We start from the raw sequence: 26,106 nt of genomic DNA, 5'->3' as shown, positions 1-26,106 counted from the left end.
GAATCGAGCACCACAGACTAGCGGATGGATTTTAGTTGATGGCCATCCATGTCTTTAAACGCTTTGTTTTCGCCAGCCATCGACCAGATGAATGTATAATTTGAAGTGCCTGCTCCCGCATGAATAGACCACTCGGGAGAGATCACTGCCTGTTTATTGCTCATGGCCAGGTGTCTTGTCTCCTGAGGTTCCCCCATAAAGTGCATCACAATCTGATCTTCGGGCAAATCAAAATAGAAGTATACCTCCATTCTTCGGTTGTGCGTATGCGGAGGAAAGGTATTCCAAATGCTTCCCGGTGCCAAAATGGTGAGCCCCATCACCAGCTGACAGCTCTGTATACCTCCGTCGTGGATGTACTGATAAATCGTGCGTTCATTGCAGTTCTCTTTCGAACCAACATTCACCTCATTGGCATCGGCGAATGTTGCTTTTGTCGTTGGATACTCCCTGTGTGCGGGACATGAGTTCACATAGAGCTCGGCAGGGGTGCTTGGAGAGCCACTGCTAAACACAATTTCTTTTTTCCCTCTCCCCACATAGAGACATTCTTTGTTGTCGAGCTCAAAGCGCTCGCCATCTACCGTAACTGTGCCTTTGGCGCCTACATTGATGATGCCGAGCTCCCGGCGTTCGAGAAAAAAATTGGCCTTCGTCAACTCTTCAAAGGTGGGAAGTGTAATTGCTTTGATTGTTGGAACGACGCCAATCACCATCATGCGATCGTGCATGGAATACGAAGCGGTGACTTGCCCCGGCTTCATCACTTCTGATATCAGAAAGCGTTCTCTAAGCGCTGAGGTAGTCAGCTGTTTAATGTCTTCAGGGTGTGAGGCAAATCGAATGTCGGGCATTTTGTTGGTTGAGTGTAAAAAAATTGTTCTGGTTAACTCTGAAAGTTATAAAATTCAGGTTATCAGGGAAAATATTACTCCTCTGATTCTTTCCGCTCAGAGTCTCTCGCTATGCCGTTAAGTGGTTCGGTGTTCCAATTGTAATTTTACCCCTGACCTTGAAGGGCGAGTGAATTGTCATTGGTAGGCCCCTTTGGGTGTGCCCGGCTTGGGGATTAAGGGTAAAATGCTCTTAACTTAATAGCATTGGATTCTCTCGGAGAGGACTTTGGTGGAATCCGAGTTTTTTTTATACTTACAGTCCCTTATCAGGAGGCCCTGAGGGAACAATTTTCACCATCCTTGTCTACCACGCACCTCAGCTAATGACACTTCTAAGGCTGAAATTAGTTCATCCTTCGTAAAGCCAAAAGTGAAATACTTTTCTATCCACATTCTATTTTTACCAAAGTTACAGTTAAGTATGGTGCATAAAAAAAATTCACCGTTATTATGACTAACGAACTCATTATCTGACGTATAACTATTATCATGATTTACAAAGTCATCACTCGTCTTATTCTGAATGAATCTAGAAACTGCATTATGGATGTCTGATACAATAAAGGGGTTATTTGGGTCTACGAAATAGTTATTGGATTTCACTTCACCATTAGATTTTCGGAAATTAAAAACGGCTAAGTACCAACCATTTTCGTGAGATTCTTGCACTATTCTTTCCCAGATGAACAATGTATCAAGAAGTGACAAGTTCTTGCCAAGTTTAACATCATAAATCTGCTGATTTATTGAACCGCAATGATTACATGCGTACTCGTCCTGCCTTTCTTGTAATAGATATAATACAGCACTATATTCTGTTCCACTTTTTTTCAATCGATCATAATCTTCATCGGAGATAAAATCTAAAGTGTCTGTTGGATCACGATGCATACATTCACTACAAGCGACTCTATACATTATTGGATTCATAATGCTCATTTCTTAAATATCCCGGAAGATAACTGATATACTTTACTATTGATGAGATAAATCGGTGATGATGAACGAGCCATTGTGTTTAGTATATCCTAGGCCAATTGCACCCAGCCCTAAATTTTTTGAAAAAACCAAAGATTCTTCCTGCCCGTTATACTATCGTTTAGAGATTAAATTTCTAATTTTACTTTTTCAATAATAGGTTGAGGTCATGATAGATACCCTTCAATTTCCGATCACGCAGGTGGCGAAGTCCAGAATCAAGGAGCTGGACATGGATAATGTTCAATTTGGTAAGAGCTACTCTGACCACATGTTTATGGCAGATTATGTCGACGGACAGTGGAAGGACCTGAGGATTGTGCCTTATGGTAATCTGTCAATGAGCCCGGCCAACACCACGCTGCACTATGGCCAATCTATTTTTGAGGGTATGAAGGCGTACAAGGCTGAGAACGGCGACGTACTTGTTTTCCGTCCGGAAAAGAACGCTGCCCGTCTTAACAAGAGTGCGGAGAGAATGTGCATCCCCGAAATTCCTGAGGAGATGTTTATGAGTGCGCTTACCGAGCTGTTGAAGCTGGACAGAGACTGGGTGCCTAGCAAGCCGGGTACTTCGCTGTACATCCGTCCTTTTGTTTTCGGCAACGATCCTTTTGTCGGCATCAGGTCATCACTGACATATCAATTCATCATTTTCACCAGCCCGGCAGGGGCTTACTACTCCAGGCCGGTGAAGGTGAAGGTGGAAACAAAATATACCAGAGCTGCTCCCGGAGGCACCGGCAGCGCCAAAACTGCCGGCAATTATGCTGCAGCACTGTATCCAATGGTACAAGGCCAGAAAGCGGGCTACGACCAGTTACTTTGGACCAACGCAGGCTCACACGAATACTTTGAAGAGTCCGGCACGATGAACGTGTTGTTCTTACTCGATGGGGTTTTGTGTACTGCGCCTGCCAGTGAAACCATCCTTGATGGTGTGACCAGAGACAGCGTGCTGACACTCGCCAGAGAATGGGGCTATCCTGTGGAAGAGCGCAAGGTGTCGGTAAAAGAGGTGATAGAGGGAGTCAAGAATGGCAAGTTACAGGAAGCGTTTGGCGTGGGAACAGCTGCAACGATTGCTAAAATCAGCCATATAGGATACGAAGGCGTTGATTACGCCCTTCCGGGGGAAGAGCAAATGGTGCTTTCGCAAAGGCTGCTTAAGTCACTTGACGATATTAAGTACGGCAAAGTAGAAGATACACACGGCTGGATTTACAGAATCTGACCATGGTAACATATGACAAAATCCATCCGCTTTTCGAAGGGGGTGGATTTTTTGTTGGAAGAGAGTTAATGGTTAAAAGTTATTAGTTAATAGGGGGCGCTCACCTCCACCATTGGCTTCCAATTTCTTATCACACGCTGCAACGGTTTCGGCCGGATAGCCATTAACGAACAACCGATTAACCATTAACGAATAACCCATTAGCCACTAACAAATAACATAACACCATGACAATAGAACAGTTGAAAGACGTGAAAGCCAGGGTAGCGGCTTTGAGGGGGTATCTTTGACTACGATAACCGCAAACGTGAAGTAGAAGACAATGAGGCGCTGACAGTGCTGCCGGGGTTTTGGGACAAACCCAGTGAAGCCGAAAAGCTGTTGAAAGAAATAAGGCTGCAGAAGGTGTGGACGAATGCATATGAAGAAGTAAGCACTTCGCTGGAGGATCTTGAAACCATCTACGAATTCTATAATGCCGACGAGGCTGAGATGGAGGACGTTGATGCGGAGTACAAAAAGGTATCTGCGCAGTTGGAAGAGGTGGAGTTGAAGAAAATGCTTAGCGGGGAAGAAGACCAGCTGAGTGCCATGCTGGAAATCAACCCGGGTGCTGGCGGAACAGAAAGTAACGACTGGGCGGAAATCCTCATGCGGATGTACATCATGTGGGGAGAGAAGCATGGTTACAAAGTGCGGCAGGTGGACTACACACCAGGCGATACGGCTGGTCTTAAGTCAGCCACGCTGGAGTTTGAAGGGCAGTTTGCTTATGGCTACCTGAAAGCCGAAACGGGTGTGCACAGGCTGGTGCGTATATCTCCGTTCGATTCAGGAGGAAGGAGACATACCTCTTTTGCCTCAATCTACGTATATCCGGTGGCGGATGACAGCATAGAGATTGAAATCAATCCCGCAGATGTGGAATTGCATACTTCAAGGTCAGGTGGTGCAGGAGGCCAAAACGTAAACAAGGTCGAAACCAAGGTGCAGCTGACCCACAAGCCTACTGGCATTGTGGTGGTGTGTCAGGTGGAGCGGTCGCAGCTGGCCAACCGAGAGCTGGCCATGCAAATGCTGAAGTCGAGGCTGTACCAAATGGAGGTGGAGAAACGCAATGCCGTGCGTGACAAGGTGGAAGCCGGCAAGATGCGGGTCGACTTTGGCTCGCAAATCCGTAATTACGTGCTGCACCCTTACAAGCTGATCAAAGATGCCCGCACCGGCGTGGAGCGTACCGACGTGCAAAACGTGCTGGACGGCGACCTCGACGACTACATTAAGGCGTTTTTGATGGGGCAGGAGGCTTAGTAGTCAGAAGCTTGAAATGTTCCGGCACGTGTCTCCATGGCCGGAACATTGCTTATTCTCATAAACCGATCCATTTTTTGAACAGCCCGCCGACTAGAGTTGAGTTAGTTCTTGAAGTAGCCTGACTTAAATAAGACCTGTTTTCTTTAATAGCTCCAGAATCTCTTTTCTGGCAATCGATTCAAGTTCCCCTTTATCATATATTGACACCAGATAGATGGTCTTCTGAATAACTTTCACGTATGTGATTACTCTTGCTCCACCGGATTTCCCTTTCCCTTTGGCGGTAATGGCCAGGCGTATTCTATAAAGCCCATGGCCCAGATCCGTGCCATAAAAAGGGTTGCCTTTTAATGTAGCGACCAGTGAGGCCAGGTCGGATTTAAGGGAGTTATATTTTTTCGAAAGCTTCTTGGCATGCTTATCGAAATGAGGAATGGTTTCAACACTATAGCTCATTCAGCAAGTCTTCCACAGGCCTGGATTTAAGCTTACCATCCTGAATTTGCTTCAACTCCAAAAGGCCTTTCTCGAGGTCTTCAAGGTTTTTGTTGTTTTCAATTCTAACGTAATCCAGGGTCTTTACAAACTCTACGAAAGTTTTGAATTTACTGTCGTTGATTTTAAGTTTGATCTCTTTCATGGCCGCTAGTTTCCACAAAGTTAGCTATTTTGTACTTTATTTCGCCCATGGGTTACATCTTGATTTGCCGCTAGTCTTGGTGTTGCCGCTTATGGGTTAAGTAAATATCTGTTCTCATCACTTACACACCGGAACAATTCGTCTAAACCCTCCCAATTTTTTGAATAACCTTCCTGAAGGTTCTACCTTTACCCGTCGATTTTTTCTATGACTCAGCAAAAGATATACACATGGCAGTTTATGCTATTGTGTTTCAGTAGCCTCCTTTTCTTCAGCAGCTTCAACATGATCATCCCGGAGCTGCCAGCCTTCCTGACCTCCATTGGCGGTGGCGATTACAAGGGTCTTATCATTTCGGTTTTTACGCTCACAGCCGGCCTCAGCCGTCCATTCAGCGGCAAGCTGGCCGATAAGGTCGGGCGAGTACCCGTGATGGTATTTGGCGCTACGGTCAGCGGATTGGCGGCCCTGGTATATCCCCATGTCACCGTGGTATGGGCGTTCCTATTGCTTCGCTTCTTTCATGGTTTTTCAACAGGTTTTAAACCTACTGGCACGGCAGCCTATGTAGGGGACATTGCGCCGCTGTTGAAAAGGGGAGAAGCCATGGGCATTTTTGGCCTCTTTGGAAGCATGGGGATGGCCATCGGGCCTGCTATAGGCTCCTACATCGCCTCAACTGCTTCGCTGAACACCATGTTCTACACCTCTTCACTGATGGCGCTGTTGTCAGTGGTTATACTGGCTGGCATGAGAGAGACGTTGGTCAATCGAGAGAAATTTCGCCCGGATCACCTGAAAATCAATTGGGCTGACGTATATGAACCAAGGGTGCTATATCCCTCAGTTACCTTGCTGCTCACCATGCTACCTTTCGGGGCTGTGCTTACCCTCGCACCCGACTTTAGCGACTATTTGGGCATGGGAAATAGAGGACTTTACTTCACTACGTTCACCATCGCCTCTTTGGGCATCAGGTTCATTGCCGGCAAGGCGTCGGACAAATATGGAAGGGTAGCTGTGCTGCGTTTCTCCATCTTCTTTCTTGTGGCGGCTATGATCACCACCGGATTTTCCACCAATGTGTGGCAGTTTTTGACGGGTGCTGTGTTGTTTGGCATCGGCACAGGCATGAACTCACCCACCATTTACGCCTGGACCATTGACCTCAGTGATGAACACCACAGGGGGAGGGGCATTGCCACCATGTATATTGCCCTGGAAGTGGGCATAGGTTTGGGGGCACTGCTGGCAGGATGGCTGTACGGCAACCACTTTTCACATATGCCCTTTGTGTTCTCCTTTGTAGGCTTTGTTGCCTTTCTGGGCTGGTTGTTTGTAGAATTCATTGGTAAGAAAAAAGACGTGATTCCTTCGCAACTGCGCCAGTAGATTTATTTACTTTGTTCCAAAAAGCACACTATGAATACCCGAAACCTGATCTCTGTCCTTTTCCTTCTTTCGATAGGTGTGCACCTGTGGGCTGTGGGCGTTGAAAACTCCGACCTGATCCACTGGACCAAGCCCTTGTTGATGCCCTTGTTGGCCGTTTATTTTTGGTTGAGTAGCAAGGCAGTTGATAAGTCGGTGAGGGTAGGCATTCTGGCGGCGCTGGTTTTTAGCTGGCTGGGTGATTCATTGCTTATGTATCAGGCAAAAGCGGAAATGTATTTCCTGCTTGGTCTGGGCGCTTTTCTTGTAGCACAGATCATGTATGGATTCAATTTTGCCCAGCTTATAAATCCTTCAAAGAAAAAGATGGAATGGCGGACAAAATTCAGCGTGGGCCTGCTCGTCATCTTTTACTTTTTTATGCTCTACACCCTCTGGAATTTTCTCGGCAATCTTAAAGTTCCTGTGATCCTCTATGGTGCTTGCCTGGTGGGTATGTTACTGATGGCAGTGATCAGGAAAAACAGAACCAACGAAACGAGCTTTTCATTGCTTTTCTTTGGAGCCATCGCCTTTCTTGTGTCCGATTCTATGCTGGCGGTAAGTAAGTTTGTCGGGCCGTTTCCCATGGCTGGGTTTTGGGTAATGGTTACGTATATTGCGGCACAGGCGCTGATTGCTCAGGGAGTATTAGCACACTATCACGGTGAGCCTAGTCCGGCGAAGAAACCTGCGCCGAAGGGGCGTCGATGAGGTACTCGTGCACGGCGTTCTCCACGGTTTTGAGCTCTTTTACCTTTTTCTTGTAGCCAGGAAGCTCAACATACAACCAATAAGGGCTATCACATATTTCGTTGGTCAGTGTCAGAGCGAGATCATCGTCAGGGCACTTGTTTTGATACGTAATGATTTTGCTGAAGTAGTTCCATTTGATCTGCCGCTGTTTCGACCAGTCCCGGTTCAGGTCTTGCACCCTTTTGGTATCTGTAGTCAGCGAGTCGACCAGGTAGGAAGCCACGTCTTCCGACAGTTTGTACCTGATTTTCACTGCATAGCGGTCGATAAAGTAAGCCGTGATTTCATCTACGTTGGCATGGCCAATTTTGATCCCCGGATTCTTTCTGGTGTAGAAATGCAGCCTGCGAAAATGAAAACTGCCCAGATCTTTGTAGCCCGTAAGATCGATGACATCCCGGTAGGCATTTAGGGCAAGGGCCGTCTTGCGATTGGCGACAGGAAGTGATGAGGCCGCACCATTTACCGATGAAACAGTTTTATCAGTTGGGTCAATGGCAGATCGTTTTTGTCCGCAACCCAGCATAGCAGCTAAAATAAGGAAGGGGAGAAGTGGCTTCATTAGAACTAAGTTAGCTATTTATAGTCTTGGGATGCTCTTTTCTGTCGAAATAGTAGCCGCCAGTTGTAAGATTTATTGAAAATGAAATTGAATTAAGTCATTTTCAAAAGTTATTATTGCAGCCACGTTAATACGCCCCAAGGAATGGATAAAAAACCGGAGATTGCTTATTCGCTAGGACGATTCGAACCCCAGGTATTCGTTAAGGTTTTTAGTCTGTTAATAGTTATTCTGGCAGGATTGTCGCTTCTGGCGAGTTACTTAATGGATCAGTCACTTGAAGGAATCATTGTCGGCCAGGGGCTCTACCGGTTTATTCTTCTTCCCTTTTTTCTTGCCGGTGGGATTGCTTACATCACCAGACATTCAACGCTGAAAGTTACACATGTCACCAAGCGAAAGCTTGGCAAGCTGGTCACTGAAGCGATGCGGAAAGAAGGCTATGAGTTGAGAAAAGACAAAGACCAGGTGATGGTTTTCGATCCTGAGATCAGTGGGATTGTCTCTCTGAATCAATGGATGGAGAATGTTACAGTTACTGTGAAATTCAAAAACCACAACATGACCATTGTGGGCCCCAGAAGAATTATGAGGAATATGCACGACAGGGTGAAATTTGGACTCGATTTCAAGGAAGCCATGCGTCTGCAACCTACTCAATAAAACTTAGCCACTTCCTCCAGCGGCTTTCTTGCCAGCTTAGGCACATACACCTCGTCGGCCGCATAACCCACAGGTAGCAACAGATAGGGCCTTTCGTTGTCGGGCCTCCCGAGTATTTTCGACAAAAAATTCATGGGACTAGGCGTATGAGTCAGCGTTACCAACCCAGCCACGTGCACCGCTGTAATGAACATACCACAGGCGATCCCCACCGATTCATTTACGTAGTAGTTGTTGATCTTTTCGCCTTCTTCATCCTTGTCATACACTTTTTTGAAGACCACAACGATCCAGGGAGCTGTTTCAAGAAAGGGTTTGTCCCAGTTGGTGCCTATAGGTGCGAGGTCTTTCAGCCAGCGTTCGCTCATGCGGCCATGGTAGCTCTCGTATTCTTCCTGTTCGGCTGCTTTTCTTATTTGCTTTTTGATCGCTGGGTTTGAAATGGCACAGAATGTCCAGGGCTGCTTATGTGCTCCGGAAGGTGCGGTTGAGGCGGTTTTTATGATATTTTCGATCACTGCCCGATCAACTGGCTTGTCGGAGAAATCCCTGACGGTTCGCCGCAAGTCCATGTCCTGATAGAAGTGCAGGCTCTTTTCCAAGGTGATTTCCGGGGTAAATGCCCTCGGATGATGGCGCACATGCTCATATCCGTCTATAACTTTTATTGTCTCCTCAGTCATCTTTTTGGCCTTTATAAAAAAATGCAGCCTCTTGTCGGGCTTAATTTTTATACCTTCTCAAATCTATACAACCCATCGTAAACCTCAGAATTGATGTTAAAAAAAATAGCAGCGCCGTCCTTCCTATTGCTTTTCAGCTTCTTAACATCGCATGCTCAACAACTAATAGTTTCCGGGCTGCGGGATAAAGTAGAGGTATACCGTGACCCCTGGGGTATCAACCATATTTATGCTGAGAATGAGCACGACCTCTTTTTTACCCAGGGCTACATGGCTGCCAAAGATCGCCTTTTTCAGTTTGAGATTTGGCGAAGGCAGGCTACAGGCACAGTGGCTGAGCTGCTGGGAGAGCGTGAAATCAAAAGAGACATAGGTACGAGGCTCTTCAAGTTTCGGGGAAACATGAAAGAAGAAATGAACCACTATCATGAAAGAGGGGAGGAAATTATCACCGCTTTTGCAGATGGGGTAAATGCCTATATCGCCGAAGCTAATTCAGCTCCGGAGAAGCTGCCTGTTGAGTTTCACCTATTGAAGACAAAACCGCAGCCGTGGACACCAGAAGTGGTTATTTCCAGGCATCAGGGGTTATTGGGTAATATTGGCAACGAGCTAAAAGCTGCCCGGGCCGTGGCGGCGATTGGAGCCGAAAAGTTTAAGGAAATAGAGTACTATCATCCGTTCGATCCCGATTTGAATATGGATCCGGTCATCGACCAGTCGCTGCTGACCGAAGATATCCTTGAGCTTTACAATGCCTATCGTAAATCTGTCAAATTTCAACCCTCAGATGTGCAAGCCAGCGCCAGGGAAGGCATGGAGAAGTACAGTGAGCTGGCAGCCAAATGGGAAGAGGACTTTACACTTGACAGGCAGGAACTCAGAAACGCCATTGGTAGTAACAATTGGGTGGTAAGTGGCGAGCGTACTCAGAGCGGCTACCCCATGCTGGCCAACGATCCGCACCGTGGACTGGCGGCACCCTCACTCCGCTATTGGTCGCATCTGGTAGCGCCGGGTTGGAATGTGATAGGGGCTGGTGAGCCTGAGATTCCCGGCATTTCCATTGGCCACAATGAGTACGGGGCCTGGGGGCTTACGGTTTTTACCAACGATAGCGAAGATTTGTATGTGTATGAAACAAACCCAGAAAACCCTAACCAGTATAAATACAACGGTGGCTGGGAAGATATGAAAATCATCACCGACACGATCAAAGTGAAAAACCGGCCCGACGTCACCGTTGAATTGAAGTACACCCGCCATGGCCCAGTAGTGTTTGAAAAAGCGGATAAACATGTTGCTTATGCTGTCCGCTGTGGGTGGCAGGAGGTGGGCGGCGCACCCTACCTGGCTAGTTTAAGGATGGATCAGGCCAAAACCTGGGAGCAATTCCGGGAGGCTTGCAACTACAGTCATATTCCTGGAGAAAACATGATCTGGGCCGACCGGAAAGGAAACATTGGCTGGCAGGCTGTGGGCATAGCTCCCATTCGTAAAAATTTCAGCGGCATGGTGCCTGTGCCTGGCGACGGCCGGTACGAGTGGGGAGGCTACTTGCCTATCAAAGCCAAACCTCATAGCTACAACCCGGCGGAAGGCTATGTGATTACCGCCAATGAGAACCTTACCAAAACCGATTACGAGTTTCCTGAGATAATTACTTTTGACTGGGCTGACGGGTACAGGGGCGACAGGCTGAAGGAGATCATAGCTTCGGGTAGGGTGCTAAGCCTGGGCGACATGGCAGCCATGCAAACGGACTATTTGGCGCTTCCGGCAAGGGAAATCGTGCCTATGTTGAAAAATCTGTCTATTGCTGACACAAAAATAAGTGCAGCGAGAGACCAACTGCTGGCCTGGAATTTTGTGCTCGACAAGAATTCCACAACGGCCACCATTTATGCAGCCTGGGAAAAGGAGATCAATGCGAGAATGAAGGATCTGATGATTCCGGCGGAAGCGAGGCCGCACATTTCCGGGCTTTCCATGTTTAAAGTCATCGGCTGGTTACAGGCACCGCCGCCGGTTTTTGGTAGCGATCCAATCAAAGGAAGAGATGATCTGCTGACTTCGTCGCTGTCGGCGGCCATTGCTCAACTTGAGCAAAAACTGGGAAGAGATCAACGCAAGTGGCAATATGGCCAGGAAAAGAACCATCATGTTGTAATTAAACACCCCATGAGTGAAGCAGTGTCGGCTGACATAAGGAAAAAATTGGATGTTGGCCCCGCACCACGGGGCGGCTACCACCTAACGCCCGGTGTGACAGGTTCAGGAGACAATCAAACCCATGGCGCCACCTTTCGGATCATCATGGACACGCAAAGCTGGGATCGCTCGATGGGTATTAACTCCCCCGGGCAGTCGGGTGATCCGGATAGTAAATACTATAAGAACCTCTTCGACCTTTGGGCGAATGACAAATACTTCCCCGTTTACTACTCAAAAGAGATGATTATGAAAGTGGCTGAAGAAAGCTACAAGATGAGCCCCAGGTAAAGCTATCTGCCCAGCTTGTACTCCAGCCCACTTTTTACGGTGGGCCATTCGGTATCAAGGATACTATAAACGGCGGTATCCCTCATGGTGCCATTGGGCATAATATAGTGGTTTCGGAAGATGCCGTCGAGTTGAGCACCAAGCCGCTCGATGGCTGCCCTTGATGCTGTATTCATTCTGTGTGTGCGAAACTCCACCGCAATGCATTTCAGGTTTTCAAAAGCGTGTGTAAGGAGCAAATGCTTGCATTCGGTGTTAATAGCAGTTCGCTGAAAAGACTTTGCATACCAGGTGGAACCTATTTCCAAGCGATGTACGGCTTTCTCGATCCTCAGGAAACGGGTAGCTCCAACTATCCTTTGATGCACCTTGCTATAAATCACAAAAGGCAGGCAGGTCTGGCTGGCCTGCTCCTTAAAAGCTTTTTGCATCCAGGCTTCCATTGTTTCTGGTGAGGGTACCAGCGTGTACCAAAGCTTCCACAGTTCACCGTCTTTGGTAACTTCACAGAGGCTTGCGAGGTGCTCAGGAAGCATGGGCTGAACGATTACATGCTCACCCTCTAACGTTACCGGGAGCGGCGGGTATTCATAAGGGACTGAGTTCATCAATTCGTTAGACTATATTAAAAAATGAAACGAGCCAAATGTAAGCCTTTTGCCAATTTTCATAAAAGCTATTCATGCGAAAGTTTGCTATGATATTTTTCCAACCAACCGTTTCCGGGTTACTTGAAAGCGTTTGTGGTCGTAAGCAGTGACCGAAAAATGTCGAAAAGCTATAAAATATTACAGCAGTATCGGTGCCCCACTATAAATACATAAATTGCAGCGTATTTTCGAGCGATGCGGAGCCTGGTTATATTCTTTTGTTTGGTTGTTGTACTTTCTTTTGGGGCACAGGCCCGGGAAGCGGAGAGGGGTATTATTGACCTTAGGGAATTCGATTTTTCCCATGGGAAAGCACAACTTGAGGGCGAGTGGGAGTTTTATTGGGAAAGATTGATAACGCCAGAGCAGTTCAAATACGCTGCTCCAGCACCTGATTACTTCATGTTCCCCAAGCTCTGGAACGATTCAAAAACTGCTGGTGGTGTAGAACTGTCAAGTCAGGGCTTTGCCACCTACAGGGTCAAGTTGCTCTTACCCAAGCAAACTCCCCCTTTGTCTATTGCCATCAGTCATTTCTACAGTGACTACGATCTGTATGTCGACGGCCAACTGCTGGGGGAAAATGGTGTGGTTGGTGATACGAAAGAAACGTCCGAGCCTCATTGGATTCCCAGAACGCTCAGAGTCCTACCCAGCTCTGATACCCTGGAGTTGGTGCTCCATATCTCCAACTTTCATCACTCGAAAGGAGGAGCGAGGGAGTGTATTGTTTTGGGTGCTCGGGATAGAATTATGCACGACAGCCTGTTCAATATCAGCTACGACCTGTTGCTGTCGGGCTGCCTGATCATGGCTGGTCTTTTCTTCCTGGGACTTTATTTATTTGGGCAAAAGGAAAACTACATCATTGCTTTTGGCCTTTTTTGTCTGGTATTCAGCTACAGGTTTTTCGGTGCCGATAACTATGCGCTGCACATTCTGTATCCTGACATTCCCTGGACGGTAACCTTGCATTTTGAATACCTGGCCCTGTTTTTAGCGCCCTCGCTTTTTGCTATCTACTCTTACACTCTTTTTCCAAAAGACGGCAGCCTTATTATTTTGGGTGGATTTGCAGGTCTCTCTGGCTTGCTGAGCCTGCTCACCCTTGTTTTGCCCAGCACCATTTTCACACTTTTTGTTGAGCCCTATCTATTCGTGATGGTGGCTGTCATTGCCTATGTTTCCTATGTGTATGCTGCGGCCGCCAGGTTCAAAAGAGATGGAGCCAATTATGCATTGGCAAGTACCATGGTGGTGCTGTTGGTGTTTATCTACAAAATATATGTTTACCTGGCACTGGAGCCAGAAAACAGACTTCTGACGTTCATTGGGTTTATTTCATTCTTTTTCTTCCAGTCGTTGAACATGTTCTTCAGAGTAACCAGGTCTTTGCGGGTGGCCAAGGAAGAGGCGGAGGAGGCATCGAGAACCAAGTCTGATTTCCTCTCGATGATGTCGCATGAAATCAGAACGCCAATGAACGCAGTAATAGGCCTGACCAATTATATGATTGGCGACAAGCCAAAAAAAGAACACAAAGAGGCACTCAACACACTGAAATTTTCTGCTGAGAACCTGCTTGTGATCCTCAATGATATCCTCGATCTCAATAAAATTGAAGCCAACAGGATTGAGTTCGAGAAGATGCCTGTTAATATCAGGCAGCTGACATCCCGCTTGAAACAGGTTTTTGAAAGAATTGCCGATGAGCGGGGTCTTTATATCAGGGTATTGGTCGATGAAACGATAACTCAGTCTATCGTCTGTGATTCGACACGAACAAGTCAGGTGTTAAGCAATTTGATCAGTAACGCCCTGAAATTCACCAAAGAAGGTGGTATTGAATTGATAGTGAATGAATTGGACAGAGATGAAGGTCATATAACGTTGCGGTTTGCAATAAAGGATACGGGCATAGGCATTTCTATGGCCGACCAGCAGAAAATATTTGACAGCTTCACTCAGGCGAGCACCTCAGTGACCAGAGAATATGGGGGCACCGGGCTCGGGCTAACAATTACCCGAAGGTTGCTTAACCTTCAGGGCGTACAACTCGGCCTCAACAGCGAGAAAGGCAAGGGCTCAGAGTTTTATTTTATTCAGAGGTTCGAAACTGTGGATCATGCTGTAGAAGAAGATGAAGCGGTGGCGGATGCAGGTGAATCAGGGAATAAAGGAGCGAATATTCTTCTTGTTGAGGACAACAAAGTCAATGTGCTGGTAGCACAGAAGTTTTTGAAAAAATGGGAATTTGGCATCGAGATAGCAGCCAATGGGGCTGAGGCTGTTGACAAAGTCAAGAATAAAAAGTACGATCTGATTTTGATGGACTTGCAAATGCCTGTCATGGATGGCTATGAAGCCTCCAGGCAAATAAGGGCGCTAGGGATTAATACGCCCATTATTGCCCTCACGGCCTCTACCATGATGGAAGACCGGGACAAGGTAAAGCGGTTCGGTATGAACGACCATATCATAAAACCGTTTGATCCCGAGGATTTGAAAAAGAAGGTGAACAAATACATCACGAACAGCGTCATAGACCAATAATTTTTTTTCACTCCATAGCTAACCATTTAGGTGAAAAACTGGTTATGATGCTATGGAAAAAGAAGCTAAGGCTCCCAAAGCAAAAGCTGGGGCCAAAAAACCTCAAAGCGCCGACATCAGGGCCAAATACAAAGAGTACGTATTGGAAAATGGCGCAGCACCATCTTCCTTTTTTTTGTTTGCCAAGTCGCTTAAACTGAAAGAAGAAGATCTGTACGAGTTCTACAATTCATTTGAGTCTATTGAAAAAGGTATATGGTATGACTTTGTCAGCGCTACTATCCAGGCTATTGAATCAGAAAAGGTATACGACGAGTATTCTGTCAGGGAGAAGCTTTTGGCATTTTACTACACCCTGATTGAGGAACTGAAGCGAAACAGGAGCTATATCCTGTGGCAGATGCAAGCTGTGAGGCACCCCACCACGACGCCTTATTTCCTTAAGGCATTTAAATCTGAATTTCTTTCCTGGGCTAATAATCTTGTGATTGAAGGAAAGGACACTGACGAAATTGCGAACCGTCCTTTTATCAGCGACAGATATGGTGAGGCCATGTGGGTACAGACCTTGTTTATTCTCAATTTTTGGCACAAAGACGAGAGCAAAGGCTTTGAAAAAACGGATGCTGCGATCGAAAAGGCAGTTAACCTGGCTTTTGACCTCATGGGGCGGGGGGCTGTGGATTCATTGCTTGACCTGGCCAAGTTTATCTATCGATCGAAGAAGGAAGCCTGATACATGAAAGAGCAATCCAGTATTCCCACTTCGAAAGTGGCGAGGGCCTCCAAGTTTGTAAGTACGGGCGCTAAGGTAGGGGGCAACTATGTAAAGCATTATGCCAAGCGCTTCATTACGGGTGATACTTCCCGTGAGAACCTTGATCAGGCAAACGCCGAAGATATTTACGGTTCGCTGAGCGAACTCAAAGGGAGTGCCCTGAAAGTGGCTCAGATGCTGGCCATGGATAAAAACATTCTCCCGACGGCTTACCAAAATCAGTTCTCCATGGCGCAGTATAGCGCTCCTCCGCTGTCTTATCCGCTGGTGGTGAAGACCTTCAAAGAGCAGCTTGGGAAGTCGCCTACAGAGGCTTTTGAGTCGTTTACCAAAAGTGCGGTGAATGCAGCCTCTATTGGGCAGGTGCACAAAGGAACCATCGGCGACAGGGAATATGCTGTAAAGGTGCAGTACCCGGGAGTGGCCGGCAGTGTGAGATCGGACTTGAAGCTGGTCAAGCCGTTTGCTCTCAGGCTCGTGAAGCTCAACGAGCAAGAACTGGATCACTACATGGAAGAAGTAGAGGAGCGACTGCTGGAGGAAACCGACTACAAGTTGGAGCTGCTTCGCTCACAACAAATTTCTGACGCTTGCGCCCATATTCCGAATCTGACCTTTCCTAAATACTATGCTGAATTGTCTTCAGAGAGGATTTTGACTATGGATTGGCTACAAGGTCTGCACTTAAAAGAATTTTTAAAAACCAACCCTTCACAGGAGCTGCGAAACCAGATAGGTCAGGCGATGTGGGATTTCTACAACCATCAGGTGCATAACCTCCTGCAGGTGCATGCAGATCCTCATCCGGGTAATTTCCTTATGATGGAGAATGGTATGCTGGGGGTAATTGACTTTGGCTGTGTAAAAGTGATTCCCGAAGATTTTTACAGAACCTATTTTCAACTGATGAGGGAAGACTTGCTCTGGAAAGAAGAGGAGCTGGTGGCGGCATTTCATGACCTGTGCTTTCTATATGAAGACGACCCGGCCGACTATAAAGTTCTTTACATCGACGTGTTCAAGCAAATGATGCAGCTACTGGGCGCTCCTTTTCATAAAGAGTCATTTGACTTTGCCAACGAGGAGTACTTCAAAAAGATCTTTGACCTGGGGGAAAGTATCTCGAAGCGCAAAGAGTTCAAGAACTCTAAGCATCCGAGAGGTTCGAGGCACGGGTTGTACATCAACAGGACGTATTTTGGGCTCTATAACTTGTTGCACGACCTTGGAGCGGAGGTGACTACTACCAAGCCAGAGTGGCTGATGACTTCTTTGGTAAAGTGAAGCACTCCGCTTTGTCACATTGAATTGATGGGGAAGTCAGCCTCATACAGTATTTTTCAATTGTATGTGGTTATATAAGTTAACTGGTTCAAATTTAGTACTCACCTATTTTTATTGAAATAATTATAGATTTACTACAAAGTGACCTTTTCCGGAAAATTTTTCTCTGGATTTGATTAGGCTCATTTATTTGGTGAGTGCCCCTAATATTTCGGCATGTGATAGGTGTTTTTATGTGATTCAAAATAATATATTGGCATATATTATTTTCTGAAGAGCTAATCGGTTAAAGTGCATTTTAAGGCTCAAGAATAATTTTTTTCTTAACCTAGAAATACTCCAAATTGAGTATTGACTATCCCGGTGACCTTCAACTACTTTTATAAGGTGTTTTATTTGCAACCAACAGATCACTTTATGAAAGCCCTTGTAACAACATTAGTAATCACCCTAATCTCATTTGCGGCCTTCTCGCAGAAGCTTCCCTTTCAGGGACAGCTGATTGAAAACGGGACACCTGTGACAGGTACCAGAGATTTTGTTTTCAATATACCAGACGGAGTTGGCGGATCTTTGTGGACAGAAACTCACATTGGTGTGCAGGTTCAGGATGGACTTTATTCACTTGTGTTAGGCGACGTTGCGACGCTGCCTGATCAGTTGTTTTCGGATGTGAGTGAAAGAACCCTGGAAATTACCGTAGGGGCGACAAGTTTATCTCCTATTACTCTCTATGCAGGTATTAAGGAGTGGAAGTTCACGAAGGAAATGGACGGAAGTACTGATCGACCTGCGATTTTGGGTGAAATATCGGGCCCAGCGAGTAATTGGGCAGCCATAGAGGGATATGCCAGCACCGATGGAGACAATTACGGTGTATACGGCCAGGGAGAGGGAACTGGAAAAGTAAACGCTGGCCTTTATGGTTATGGTCTTGGTGCGGGTGACGGGTCAGTTACCGACTTTCAAGGCACATTTGGCTCTTACAATTACGGAGCGATAGGAATAGCAAAAGACAACCTTAATGGAAATATTGGTGTTTGGGGAAGGGCTACCGGAAATGCAGGGGCGGCGGACAACATAGGCGTACTTGGCTGGAGTGAAATTTCAGGTGGGGTAGAGAATAGAGGAGTGCTCGGTTGGGCCAAGGGTACAGGAGTCAACAAAGGACTAGTAGGCATGGCAACTGGTGGTTCAGAAAATTGGGCAGGTTGGTTTGATGGCGATGTGAAGATTTCTGGTACTCTTCATGGACAAAATTTAGGGTCTATCAATCCCAATGGTGCTGGTCCGGGACAACCGGATTGGAGGGTTTTTGTTGCCCCCAACTATTACGACGGCAACTTCGACAATGGACTGGTAGCCATCTATGGTCCTCGTGATGATGGCGAAGGAAGAAGGGCCTCATTGGGTTCTTATGGGGCTAACTCTGCCAGCTCTTATGGCCAACTGGAACTCCACGGATACAACGGACAACCAAAAGCCATCCTTTCTGGAAGCAACCAGGCCGGCAATTTGAAAATGAAGGATGACGACGGAACAGAAACGGTTGTTTTGGACGCCGGAAATGGAAGCTTAACGCTTAGAAATGCCGATGGCAGTCAGTCGTACATGATCGATTACAATGGCGTGGCGGGAAATGGCCACTATTCAGTCGATCAGAACAGTTCGACAAGCGAAGAGATTACTGCCCTGAAGGCAGAAGTATCAGGAACGGGAGTTTGGGATGGGCAGGGTGCCGGAATTACAGAATACAGCGGAATATTAGGTATTGGTAGTGCTGCTGAAGGTGGAAATGCTGGTGTGAGAGGTATTGCCAATGTTTCAGCCAATTCCACTAGCTTCCATTATGGCGTTTATGGTATTTCCAGGTCTAATGAGGCGAATAGCACTGCTGTAATCTATGGGTTAAGAGGTGAGGCACTTGGTCAGTCGAGCTTTAGTGTTGGTGTTAGGGGGATTTCTAACAATTCAGCTGCTGGAGGAGCAAACTTGGGGGGTGATTTTTCAGCAAATGATAATCCCGGGCAAAATGTCGGCTTACGAGGAAGAGCCCAGGGTGACGGTGCTCAAACAAGCGAAAATATAGGCGTCTCAGGTGTTTCTACGTCCAGCAACTCAGCTGCAAATATTGGTGTGTATGGCACTGCTTCCAATGCCGTAGGGCAAAACTGGGCCGGTAAGTTTGACGGCCCGGTGCAGATTAATGCCGACGCTATGTCGCTTGGTAAAAAAGATTGGGAGGCCAACCCAGAGCTCCCTTTTTTAGCATTAAGAGGCACTATTGAAGTCGCCGGCGACCCAGATCCTTACCGCCCCGACTTGATTTGGATGTCGGTAGATGATGACGGCGAAGGAAACGAAATAGGAGGTATTAATTTAAGAAGCTCTGATGGGAAGGACTTTAGAATTGATGCGAATGGATTGAATGCTTCTTCCATTGCCAGTGAAGCGGTCAATGTGGGGGAGAAGGATTGGGAGCCCGGCGTGCAGGGCATCGTTCATTTGTATGGCGATACGCCGGTAGATACTGATAACGCCAGGGTTAGAATGGAAGTAAACAGCAATGGAAATGCAGAAACTTGGGGTTCACTTTCACTAAACGGGCCCGTATTTAACGACCCCAATTGCACAAACTGTGCAAGAAGTTTTGTGTCGCTTAATGTAGACAATGACCCTGGCGGAAATGCTCCCACAGAATGGTCAGGTAGTCTTCAGCTAAGCGGGCAAGAGTCTCCTAATATTATTATTGGTGGCTCGAACTATCAGGACAGTGATTTGGGGCAAATATCACTTTTTGGAAATAAACCTGACGGAAACAGCTGGTTTTATAGCCACGCAGGCTTGCAGGTAAACCAGGATGGAAGCCAGCAGTGGGGCTCTTTGCGGCTAGACGCTAACGATGGAGTGAGCAACGTGGAAATAGGGGCGAAATCCTGGGAGGATCCCACGAATGGAGCGGGCAGACCTTACTTGCGCATGCGGGGTAATACGCCGGATCAGGACTTAGTTTGGATGGAAGTAGCCGACGACGGATTAGGCAATGAATTGGGTGCTGTCAACTTCCGAAGCACTGATGGAAAGGATGTGAGAATTGACGCCAACGGCATCAGCGGTAACATGAAAGACTTGCAGCTAGAAAGAGCTACCCTGCAAAGTCAGTGGGGAAATGATGGGCAGGGAGCACTCGAGTTGAGAGATGCCAATAATAATACTCAGATTCAGGCTTCAGTTGATGATGATGGATCTTCGAATTATTCAGGGACTATCAATTTGACAAATAGCGCTGATGGCAACTTCACTACACTTAGTGGACAATGGGGCATTCGTTCCTCATCAATGATTGCTGTGGCGCAAGGCAGCAATCAGGGAAATAACTCCATTGAAATGGGGGACAACGGAAATGCTGGATTTATGAATGTAAATGATGCCAACAATGCCAATATCATCACCCTGAACGGAGGCGACGGTAGTATTAACGTAAAAAATGGTCTGGTAAACATCAGAACTGATGAAAATAATGCCAATACTAGCGGCGATATAAATCTTACGGCGACTTCTGCTGGTCATGGCATTAGAATGTATGGTGGTTATGACTTTGATTCAGATGGCAATGTAAAAAGTCATATTGCTCTAGATGGTCCCGGGGGCGCATATGTCTATCTGTGGGGAGATGGAAATATTGGGGTGAAAAATACTGTAAGTGCTGAAGGTGAAATGTTTGCAACGGCCTTCAATCTGACATCTGATGGTAGACTAAAAACAGACATAAAACCTCTCGAAAACTCTCTCTCGAAAACCCTTCAACTTCGTGGCGTATCCTACAACTGGATTGACAAGGCCAAGTCGCAAAGCACTCAAATTGGTGTCATTGCTCAAGAGGTAGAAGAAGTGTACCCTGAATTTGTCCATACGAATGAAGAGGGCATGAAGTCTGTGAATTACTCTCAGATGGTAGCCGTGCTTATCGAAGCCATCAAAGAGCTGAATACTCAGATCGAAACACTGAAGACCGAGAATGCATCGCTAAAAACGGAGCTGGCGACAGCAAAGAATAACGAAAAACGAATAACCGAGCTGGAAGCCAGCGTCAAATCGCTAGTGAACCTGCTGCAGGCACCTTCCAAACAGTCGGATGAAAACAGCATATCACTAGGGAAACAAGAGTAGTCATTCAACTACCTAATCCACTCAATCAAGTTGGACTTAAAAACTGAATGACTATGAAACGAAACTTAAGATATTATTTACTGCTGGCGTGCACTGTTCTCCTTTACGAGGGAGCACAGGCCCAGCTGGTGCAGACGAGCCAAACAACGTCGATTGGCGGTGGCAGTTCAACTGGCACCAATATCCAGCATTTTGGGGTAGCAGGCCAGTCTGTAGCGGGTGGTGCTTCAGGTGGCAACTATCAAATGAATATTGGCTTTATTCATACCATTACCAATGACGCTTTTCCCCAGGCACCATCCGACTTTCTGGTATTGCCTTTGAGTGAGACGTCACTTTACATTAGCTGGATTGACAACGCAAGCAATGAAACTCACTATGCGCTGGAAAGATCAACTTCGGATGATTTCACGACTGATTTAGTTGGCATTCCTGTCGGTGCCAATGGCACTGAATACACTAATACTGGCCTCACTCCAGACACCTACTACTTTTACAGGCTGAAAGCTGTGGGAGCCAGTGAAGAGTCGGATTATGTGTATGATGGTGCTGCCACATTCTCCGGCACGCTTGACAACCGGTGGGCCTGGGCAAGCAGCCTTTATTCACCCTCTTATGGCCGCACCGTTGCCAACGACAACAATGGCAATACCTATGTTGGGGGGCGTGTTGAGGCCGACTTGTATGTAGGTGTAGAAAGCTGGGTAGTGGCAGGAGGCAGCGATGGCTTTGTCATCAAATATGATGCGGACGGAAATATCGTGTGGGGCCGACAACTATTGTCCACTGGTAATGCATCGGTGGAGGAGGTAAAGGTTGATGCTAATGGCGTGTTGTACGTCAGTGGTTATTTTAGCGGAGCGCTTACCATTCCCAACGGTCCAACCTTCAACGCTCTGGGTAGCAATGACGGATTCTTGCTGAAAATGGATGCCGATGGGCAGTTGATCTGGGCGAAAGCTTTGGGAGGCTCGCTCGACGACCTCATCACCTCACATGCTTTTGATGGTAGCGGAAATATCCACCTGCTATACAGTTCAGCTAGCACAAACGGTACTTTTGGAGGTAGCGCTCTCAATGCTGGCCTTCATCTGGTGACAATATCACCCAATGGAAATTTTGTGCGTACCAAACCCGTGTCAGCAGATGCTGGCGTTACGGGCAACGACCTCGCCGTAGACACGCAGGGGAATGTGTACGTGGTCGGTAGCTTCTCAGCATCGCCCACAATTGGTGGCACATCATTGTCATCGACCGGACTAAGCGACATCTTCTATTCAAAATTCAATAATTCCGGGGATCCACTATGGGTCAAACACGCATCGACAGATCAGGCTGATCAGGCATACGCCGTAGCCACGAGCGGCAGCATTGTATATGTCGGTGGCTTCTTCGATGGTGCAAGTTTATCTGTGCCTTCCGGGGCGGCTTCCAGCTCAGGAGGCCGGGAAGGGTTCCTTCTGGCGGTAGCATCGGTTGATGGTGCCACTCAGTGGGTGCGTTCAATGGGCGGTGCAGGAAGCGATGGCGTTTTGGCCATGGCGACAGGCAGCTCCGGGCAGATCGTCGTCAGTGGTTTTATGGGGATTGATCAAATGTTATTCCCACCGTCGGCTGAGACTTTGAGTAACGGTTTTGGATTCTTTGCTCACTACGATGCCTCTGGAGCAGTCCTTCGGGTAGACAAGGTGGAAGGTAAGTCTAATTATCTGGTGTCGAATCGTGCTGTTTCAGTTTTTGAGAACAACCTCTACGCCACCGGCCGCTTTTTGGGAGCTGCTGAGTTTGGCCAGCTTAGCACGTTGCAGGCTGGCACGGGAACATCGATGTTTGTTGGCAAATACAAGTATCAGGAAATATGTGATACGCCCGTATCGTTCACTGTTTCGAATGTTACTTCCACCACAGCTGACTTAAGCTGGAATATAGCTCAGTACCCTGCCGGAGATGCGCTCACTTATAAAATCCGTTACAAACCACTGGGTACGCTCACATGGGAAGAGGTAATTCAAGGGGGAACCTCCCTTCAACTTACTGCTCTTGAGCCTGGTGTGCAGTACCTTGTTCAAGTGAACATGACATGTACTGGGTCTGAGGTGCTGACGTCGGCTTATACGGATGTGGAATCGTTCACCACATTGGGTACACCTGCTTGTGAAGTGCCTGTGATAGCGAGCGATGTGAGCATCAGTGATACTGAGCAGGACATTACATGGAATAATACGGGGGCTGTGACCTACGATGTTCGTTACAGGCTAAAAGGAACTACTATCTGGACCACCACTACAGGGCTTGTTTCTGCGAGTGCGAGTCTCACAGGCCTGCAGGCTGGTATGGCGTATCAGATACAGGTAAGAGGAGTTTGTGCGGCTGTTCAGACCCTGTATTCATCCGTATATGAGTTTACTACTTCGGGAGCTGTAAGTTGCCCGGTGCCAGCGGGCATGTCGGTTTCGGGCATAACTGCTTCGTCTGCTACAGTTTCCTGGACAGACCAATCGGCTGAGTCATACGAAATCAGGTACAAGCCCAATGGTACAGCTATTTGGACGACCGTCGGCACAGCTACAGCCAGCATTGATCTGACTGACCTGGAGCCAGGTACTGACTATGTGTACATGCTTAAGGCTGTCTGTAATTCGAGTGTAGGGCTGAGTTCAGTCTACACAACTGTCAATCAGTTTACTACCACCGGTACACCAAGTTGTGTGACTCCGATTGGGTTGAGTGCTACAGTGACTACCAATACCGCAGATTTAAGCTGGACCGCCAGCACGGGAGCCGTCGCCTACGACATTCGTTACCGTGTACAGGGCACTACTGTTTGGAATTATGTACAGAGCCCAGCAAACAGCAAGCAATTGACAGGGCTTAGCGGGGGTACTTCCTACCAGGTCCAGGCCAGATCGGTTTGTACCCTTGATGGTACGTTTGTGTCTGTTTATTCAACCACCTACATCTTCACCACCCAGGGTGCGGCTGCATGTACCTCTCCTGCAGGTTTGGCAGCTACTCCAGGCACAACCGATGCGAGTTTGACGTGGGCGGCTCAGGGCGGCGCTTTCAGCTATCAGGTACGCTACAGGTTGGAGGGAACTACCACATGGAACTATCAAACCACCGCAACTAATTCCTTGAACATCAGTTCACTTGTAAGTGGAATGCCCTATATGTGGACCGTAAGAACCATTTGCAATGCGGAGGGTACCCTTGCTTCGCCTTTTGCTTCCACAGCGTTTTTTGAAACGACAGGAGTTGTTTCATGTGAAGTGCCGACCAGCCTCTCAGTATCAGCTATAACCGATCAGTCGGCCAGCCTGATCTGGAGCGATGTCGGTGCGACATCCTACCAAATTCGCTACCGAATCGCTGGGACACCCATATGGACGATGGTTCCGATCGTCAGTCCTTCCTACGTCCTCACCGGCCTTGAGTCAGGCATGCCTTATCAGGTGCAGGTCAAGGCAATTTGTGCCGTAGATGGAAGTGTTCAGAGCCTGTTTAGCTCATTGGTTTCATTCGAAACCTCTGGGTCCGTCAGCTGTGAGATTCCTGTTAACCTTGCTGCTTCCAATATTACGTCCAGCTCGGCCACGGTTTCATGGACCACTGTGGCAGAAGCGGCCAGTGGTTATGGGTTGAGGTATCGGGTGAAGGGAACCAGTTTGTGGACGCTCGTTACAACCGGAACAAATAGTTACAATCTTACAGGGCTCGAGCCAGGCATGCCTTATCAGTTCTCTGTGAAATCAAACTGTAGCACCAACCCTGTGCTGTCGTCGGTATACTCTGTGCCGGCAGAGTTCACCACCGATGGCTTACCAAGTTGCGATGTACCGTCCGGTTTTAACGTTAGTGCTGCTGATACAGATGCAGAGATAACCTGGGCTAACCTTGGCTCCTTGAGTTATGACGTCCGGTTCAGGGTGAGTGGCTCCACCATCTGGACAAACTTGAATGTTGGCACGAATGCCATCAGCCTCGGCTCGCTCCAAACCGGCACCAATTATCAATTCCAGGTGCGTTCTGTTTGTGCGGCCAATGGCTCGCTAAAATCGTTGTACTCCGGTGTGGAATTTTTCACTACCACCGGCACAGTGTCATGTGAATCGCCAACCGGCCTCGCAGCGTCGGCCATCACCGACACGGGCGCTCAGGTTACCTGGACTGTTGCTGCGGGCGTAGATCAATATGACGTCCGTTATCGAGTAAAAGGTACTACCATTTGGACGCAGGTGCTTGCAGGTACCGCTTCGGTAAGCCTGTCTGGCTTGTCGTCGGGTATGCCATACCAGGTAAGGGTGAGAACACTTTGTGCTCCGGACAACAGTCTGGTGTCCCCGTATTCTTCCATAATGGAGTTTAGCACTACTGGTGCCACGGCATGTGCGGTTCCAACCGGTTTAACGGTCGGCGCCACCGAGCAGACCACCGCCGATTTATCGTGGGGTGCTGCCAGCGGTGCCCTGAGCTATGAAGTTTTGTACCGCAAGCAGGGCGACATTATCTGGACGGCGGCAACTTCAGCCACTGCATCGATAAGCCTGTCAGGACTGACTTCGCTGACCACCTACCAGTGGAAAGTGCGCACAATTTGCTCAGGTGATAATTCGTTGCGCAGCCAGTTCTCGTCAGTGTCTACTTTCCAAACCATTGCCGAACCAGGTGCCAGGGTAGCTGAAGAAGATGATACTGAGATAGCCATGGGACTTGAAGAAGTTCTGGCAGCCTTTGAATTGGTGATTTATCCAAATCCATCACCTGATCAGGTGTTTTTCCGGCTTATACCACCGCAAAGTGACTACTTCTCTTTGTCGGTGTTTAACCTTGCCGGGCAGGAGGTACAACACCTGTTTGAAGGGTGGCTCGAAGGAGAAGAGCAGGCTGAGTTTGTCTGGCAGGGGAGGGATCGACCTTCTGGCATCTATGTCTTTAAGCTTTCGAATGGAAAAGGACTGGAAATTAGCAGGAGAATCATTCTGACCCACTAATCTAACCCAAACTACTACTAC

General features: G+C 47.5%; 18 protein-coding genes. 11 read left to right on the top strand and 7 right to left on the bottom strand.

What is annotated here, in order from left to right; genetic code table 11:
- Positions 1–17: 17 nt before the first annotated feature.
- Positions 18–854, bottom strand: a complete 837-nt coding sequence (kduI, locus tag AAC052_RS15370; RefSeq protein ID WP_339814348.1) for a 5-dehydro-4-deoxy-D-glucuronate isomerase — start codon at positions 852–854, stop codon at positions 18–20.
- A gap of 333 nt (positions 855–1,187) precedes the next feature.
- A complete protein-coding gene (locus AAC052_RS15365; protein WP_339814346.1) occupies positions 1,188–1,826 on the bottom strand; it encodes a hypothetical protein in 639 nt (212 codons plus the stop codon).
- A 217-nt stretch (positions 1,827–2,043) separates the two neighbouring features.
- Here AAC052_RS15365 and AAC052_RS15360 point away from each other — a divergent pair, with 217 nt between their 5' ends.
- Together AAC052_RS15360 and prfB are read left to right on the top strand one after the other, a co-directional pair.
- Positions 2,044–3,108, top strand: coding sequence for a branched-chain amino acid aminotransferase (locus AAC052_RS15360; RefSeq protein ID WP_339814344.1), 1,065 nt, complete (start codon positions 2,044–2,046; stop codon positions 3,106–3,108).
- Between the two features lie 227 nt (positions 3,109–3,335).
- Positions 3,336–4,419 (top strand): peptide chain release factor 2 gene (gene prfB, locus AAC052_RS15355; protein ID WP_317487374.1). Its coding sequence is split into 2 segments (ribosomal slippage): positions 3,336–3,395 and positions 3,397–4,419, totalling 1,083 coding nucleotides; the frame shifts between segments, so codons are not numbered across the junction.
- A gap of 126 nt (positions 4,420–4,545) precedes the next feature.
- Here prfB and AAC052_RS15350 read toward each other — a convergent pair.
- On the bottom strand, positions 4,546–4,878 hold the full coding sequence (locus AAC052_RS15350; RefSeq protein ID WP_339814342.1) for a type II toxin-antitoxin system RelE/ParE family toxin: 333 nt from the start codon (positions 4,876–4,878) through the stop codon (positions 4,546–4,548).
- On the bottom strand, positions 4,868–5,062 hold the full coding sequence (locus AAC052_RS15345) for a hypothetical protein (RefSeq protein WP_339814341.1): 195 nt from the start codon (positions 5,060–5,062) through the stop codon (positions 4,868–4,870). Before AAC052_RS15345 ends, AAC052_RS15350 begins: the two co-directional genes overlap by 11 nt.
- Before the next feature lie 207 nt (positions 5,063–5,269).
- Here AAC052_RS15345 and AAC052_RS15340 point away from each other — a divergent pair, with 207 nt between their 5' ends.
- Both AAC052_RS15340 and AAC052_RS15335 read left to right on the top strand, forming a co-directional pair.
- Entirely contained in the window at positions 5,270–6,454 is a 1,185-nt protein-coding gene (locus AAC052_RS15340) for an MFS transporter (RefSeq protein WP_317487371.1), read from the top strand.
- Between the two features lie 30 nt (positions 6,455–6,484).
- Positions 6,485–7,207: a lysoplasmalogenase gene (locus AAC052_RS15335; protein WP_339814338.1), complete on the top strand. Its 723-nt coding sequence runs from the start codon at positions 6,485–6,487 to the stop codon at positions 7,205–7,207.
- Here AAC052_RS15335 and AAC052_RS15330 read toward each other — a convergent pair.
- Positions 7,167–7,811: a hypothetical protein gene (locus tag AAC052_RS15330; protein ID WP_339814337.1), complete on the bottom strand. Its 645-nt coding sequence runs from the start codon at positions 7,809–7,811 to the stop codon at positions 7,167–7,169. The genes AAC052_RS15335 and AAC052_RS15330 overlap by 41 nt on opposite strands.
- A gap of 144 nt (positions 7,812–7,955) precedes the next feature.
- Here AAC052_RS15330 and AAC052_RS15325 point away from each other — a divergent pair, with 144 nt between their 5' ends.
- On the top strand, positions 7,956–8,474 hold the full coding sequence (locus AAC052_RS15325; protein WP_339814335.1) for a hypothetical protein: 519 nt from the start codon (positions 7,956–7,958) through the stop codon (positions 8,472–8,474).
- Here the strand turns inward: AAC052_RS15325 and AAC052_RS15320 are convergent.
- The gene (locus tag AAC052_RS15320; RefSeq protein WP_339814334.1) at positions 8,468–9,157 is read right to left on the bottom strand and encodes a nitroreductase family protein; all 690 of its coding nucleotides are present in this window, start codon (positions 9,155–9,157) and stop codon (positions 8,468–8,470) included. The two genes, AAC052_RS15325 and AAC052_RS15320, sit on opposite strands and share 7 nt — an antisense overlap.
- 93 nt (positions 9,158–9,250) lie before the next feature.
- Between AAC052_RS15320 and AAC052_RS15315 the strand changes: the two genes are divergently transcribed.
- Positions 9,251–11,659: a penicillin acylase family protein gene (locus tag AAC052_RS15315; protein WP_339814332.1), complete on the top strand. Its 2,409-nt coding sequence runs from the start codon at positions 9,251–9,253 to the stop codon at positions 11,657–11,659.
- Positions 11,660–11,661: 2 nt separating this feature from the next.
- On the opposite strand, the gene AAC052_RS15310 is transcribed toward AAC052_RS15315, so the two are convergent.
- A complete protein-coding gene (locus tag AAC052_RS15310) occupies positions 11,662–12,267 on the bottom strand; it encodes a GNAT family protein (RefSeq protein WP_339814330.1) in 606 nt (201 codons plus the stop codon).
- A gap of 237 nt (positions 12,268–12,504) precedes the next feature.
- Between AAC052_RS15310 and AAC052_RS15305 the strand changes: the two genes are divergently transcribed.
- The 5 genes from AAC052_RS15305 to AAC052_RS15285 all read left to right on the top strand — a co-directional run bounded on the left by AAC052_RS15305 (position 12,505) and on the right by AAC052_RS15285 (position 26,085).
- Positions 12,505–14,862: a response regulator gene (locus AAC052_RS15305; protein ID WP_339814328.1), complete on the top strand. Its 2,358-nt coding sequence runs from the start codon at positions 12,505–12,507 to the stop codon at positions 14,860–14,862.
- 52 nt (positions 14,863–14,914) lie between these two features.
- Entirely contained in the window at positions 14,915–15,598 is a 684-nt protein-coding gene (locus AAC052_RS15300) for a TetR family transcriptional regulator C-terminal domain-containing protein (protein ID WP_339814326.1), read from the top strand.
- A 3-nt stretch (positions 15,599–15,601) separates the two neighbouring features.
- The gene (locus tag AAC052_RS15295) at positions 15,602–16,924 is read left to right on the top strand and encodes an AarF/UbiB family protein (RefSeq protein ID WP_317487362.1); all 1,323 of its coding nucleotides are present in this window, start codon (positions 15,602–15,604) and stop codon (positions 16,922–16,924) included.
- A gap of 417 nt (positions 16,925–17,341) precedes the next feature.
- Entirely contained in the window at positions 17,342–21,094 is a 3,753-nt protein-coding gene (locus AAC052_RS15290; RefSeq protein ID WP_339814323.1) for a tail fiber domain-containing protein, read from the top strand.
- 53 nt (positions 21,095–21,147) lie between these two features.
- A complete protein-coding gene (locus tag AAC052_RS15285; protein ID WP_339814321.1) occupies positions 21,148–26,085 on the top strand; it encodes a fibronectin type III domain-containing protein in 4,938 nt (1,645 codons plus the stop codon).
- Positions 26,086–26,106: the final 21 nt, after the last annotated feature.

It is taken from the genome of uncultured Imperialibacter sp. (assembly GCF_963974565.1).
Classification (GTDB): Bacteria; Bacteroidota; Bacteroidia; order Cytophagales; family Cyclobacteriaceae; genus Imperialibacter; species Imperialibacter roseus.
Note: the sequence above shows the minus strand (reverse complement) of the source record. Positions and strands in the feature narration are given on the sequence as shown.

What these genes read in the sequence shown, in the direction of transcription:
- AAC052_RS15365 (WP_339814346.1), bottom strand. Translation starts at nt 1,826, where the DNA reads ATGAATCCAATAATGTATAGAGTCGCTTGTAGTGAATGTATGCATCGT.
- AAC052_RS15300 (WP_339814326.1), top strand. Translation starts at nt 14,915, where the DNA reads ATGGAAAAAGAAGCTAAGGCTCCCAAAGCAAAAGCTGGGGCCAAAAAA.
- AAC052_RS15325 (WP_339814335.1), top strand. Translation starts at nt 7,956, where the DNA reads ATGGATAAAAAACCGGAGATTGCTTATTCGCTAGGACGATTCGAACCC.
- kduI (WP_339814348.1), bottom strand. Translation starts at nt 854, where the DNA reads ATGCCCGACATTCGATTTGCCTCACACCCTGAAGACATTAAACAGCTG.
- AAC052_RS15315 (WP_339814332.1), top strand. Translation starts at nt 9,251, where the DNA reads ATGTTAAAAAAAATAGCAGCGCCGTCCTTCCTATTGCTTTTCAGCTTC.
- AAC052_RS15330 (WP_339814337.1), bottom strand. Translation starts at nt 7,811, where the DNA reads ATGAAGCCACTTCTCCCCTTCCTTATTTTAGCTGCTATGCTGGGTTGC.
- AAC052_RS15360 (WP_339814344.1), top strand. Translation starts at nt 2,044, where the DNA reads ATGATAGATACCCTTCAATTTCCGATCACGCAGGTGGCGAAGTCCAGA.
- AAC052_RS15345 (WP_339814341.1), bottom strand. Translation starts at nt 5,062, where the DNA reads ATGAAAGAGATCAAACTTAAAATCAACGACAGTAAATTCAAAACTTTC.
- AAC052_RS15320 (WP_339814334.1), bottom strand. Translation starts at nt 9,157, where the DNA reads ATGACTGAGGAGACAATAAAAGTTATAGACGGATATGAGCATGTGCGC.
- AAC052_RS15305 (WP_339814328.1), top strand. Translation starts at nt 12,505, where the DNA reads ATGCGGAGCCTGGTTATATTCTTTTGTTTGGTTGTTGTACTTTCTTTT.
- AAC052_RS15350 (WP_339814342.1), bottom strand. Translation starts at nt 4,878, where the DNA reads ATGAGCTATAGTGTTGAAACCATTCCTCATTTCGATAAGCATGCCAAG.
- AAC052_RS15310 (WP_339814330.1), bottom strand. Translation starts at nt 12,267, where the DNA reads ATGAACTCAGTCCCTTATGAATACCCGCCGCTCCCGGTAACGTTAGAG.
- AAC052_RS15335 (WP_339814338.1), top strand. Translation starts at nt 6,485, where the DNA reads ATGAATACCCGAAACCTGATCTCTGTCCTTTTCCTTCTTTCGATAGGT.
- AAC052_RS15290 (WP_339814323.1), top strand. Translation starts at nt 17,342, where the DNA reads ATGAAAGCCCTTGTAACAACATTAGTAATCACCCTAATCTCATTTGCG.
- AAC052_RS15295 (WP_317487362.1), top strand. Translation starts at nt 15,602, where the DNA reads ATGAAAGAGCAATCCAGTATTCCCACTTCGAAAGTGGCGAGGGCCTCC.
- AAC052_RS15285 (WP_339814321.1), top strand. Translation starts at nt 21,148, where the DNA reads ATGAAACGAAACTTAAGATATTATTTACTGCTGGCGTGCACTGTTCTC.
- AAC052_RS15340 (WP_317487371.1), top strand. Translation starts at nt 5,270, where the DNA reads ATGACTCAGCAAAAGATATACACATGGCAGTTTATGCTATTGTGTTTC.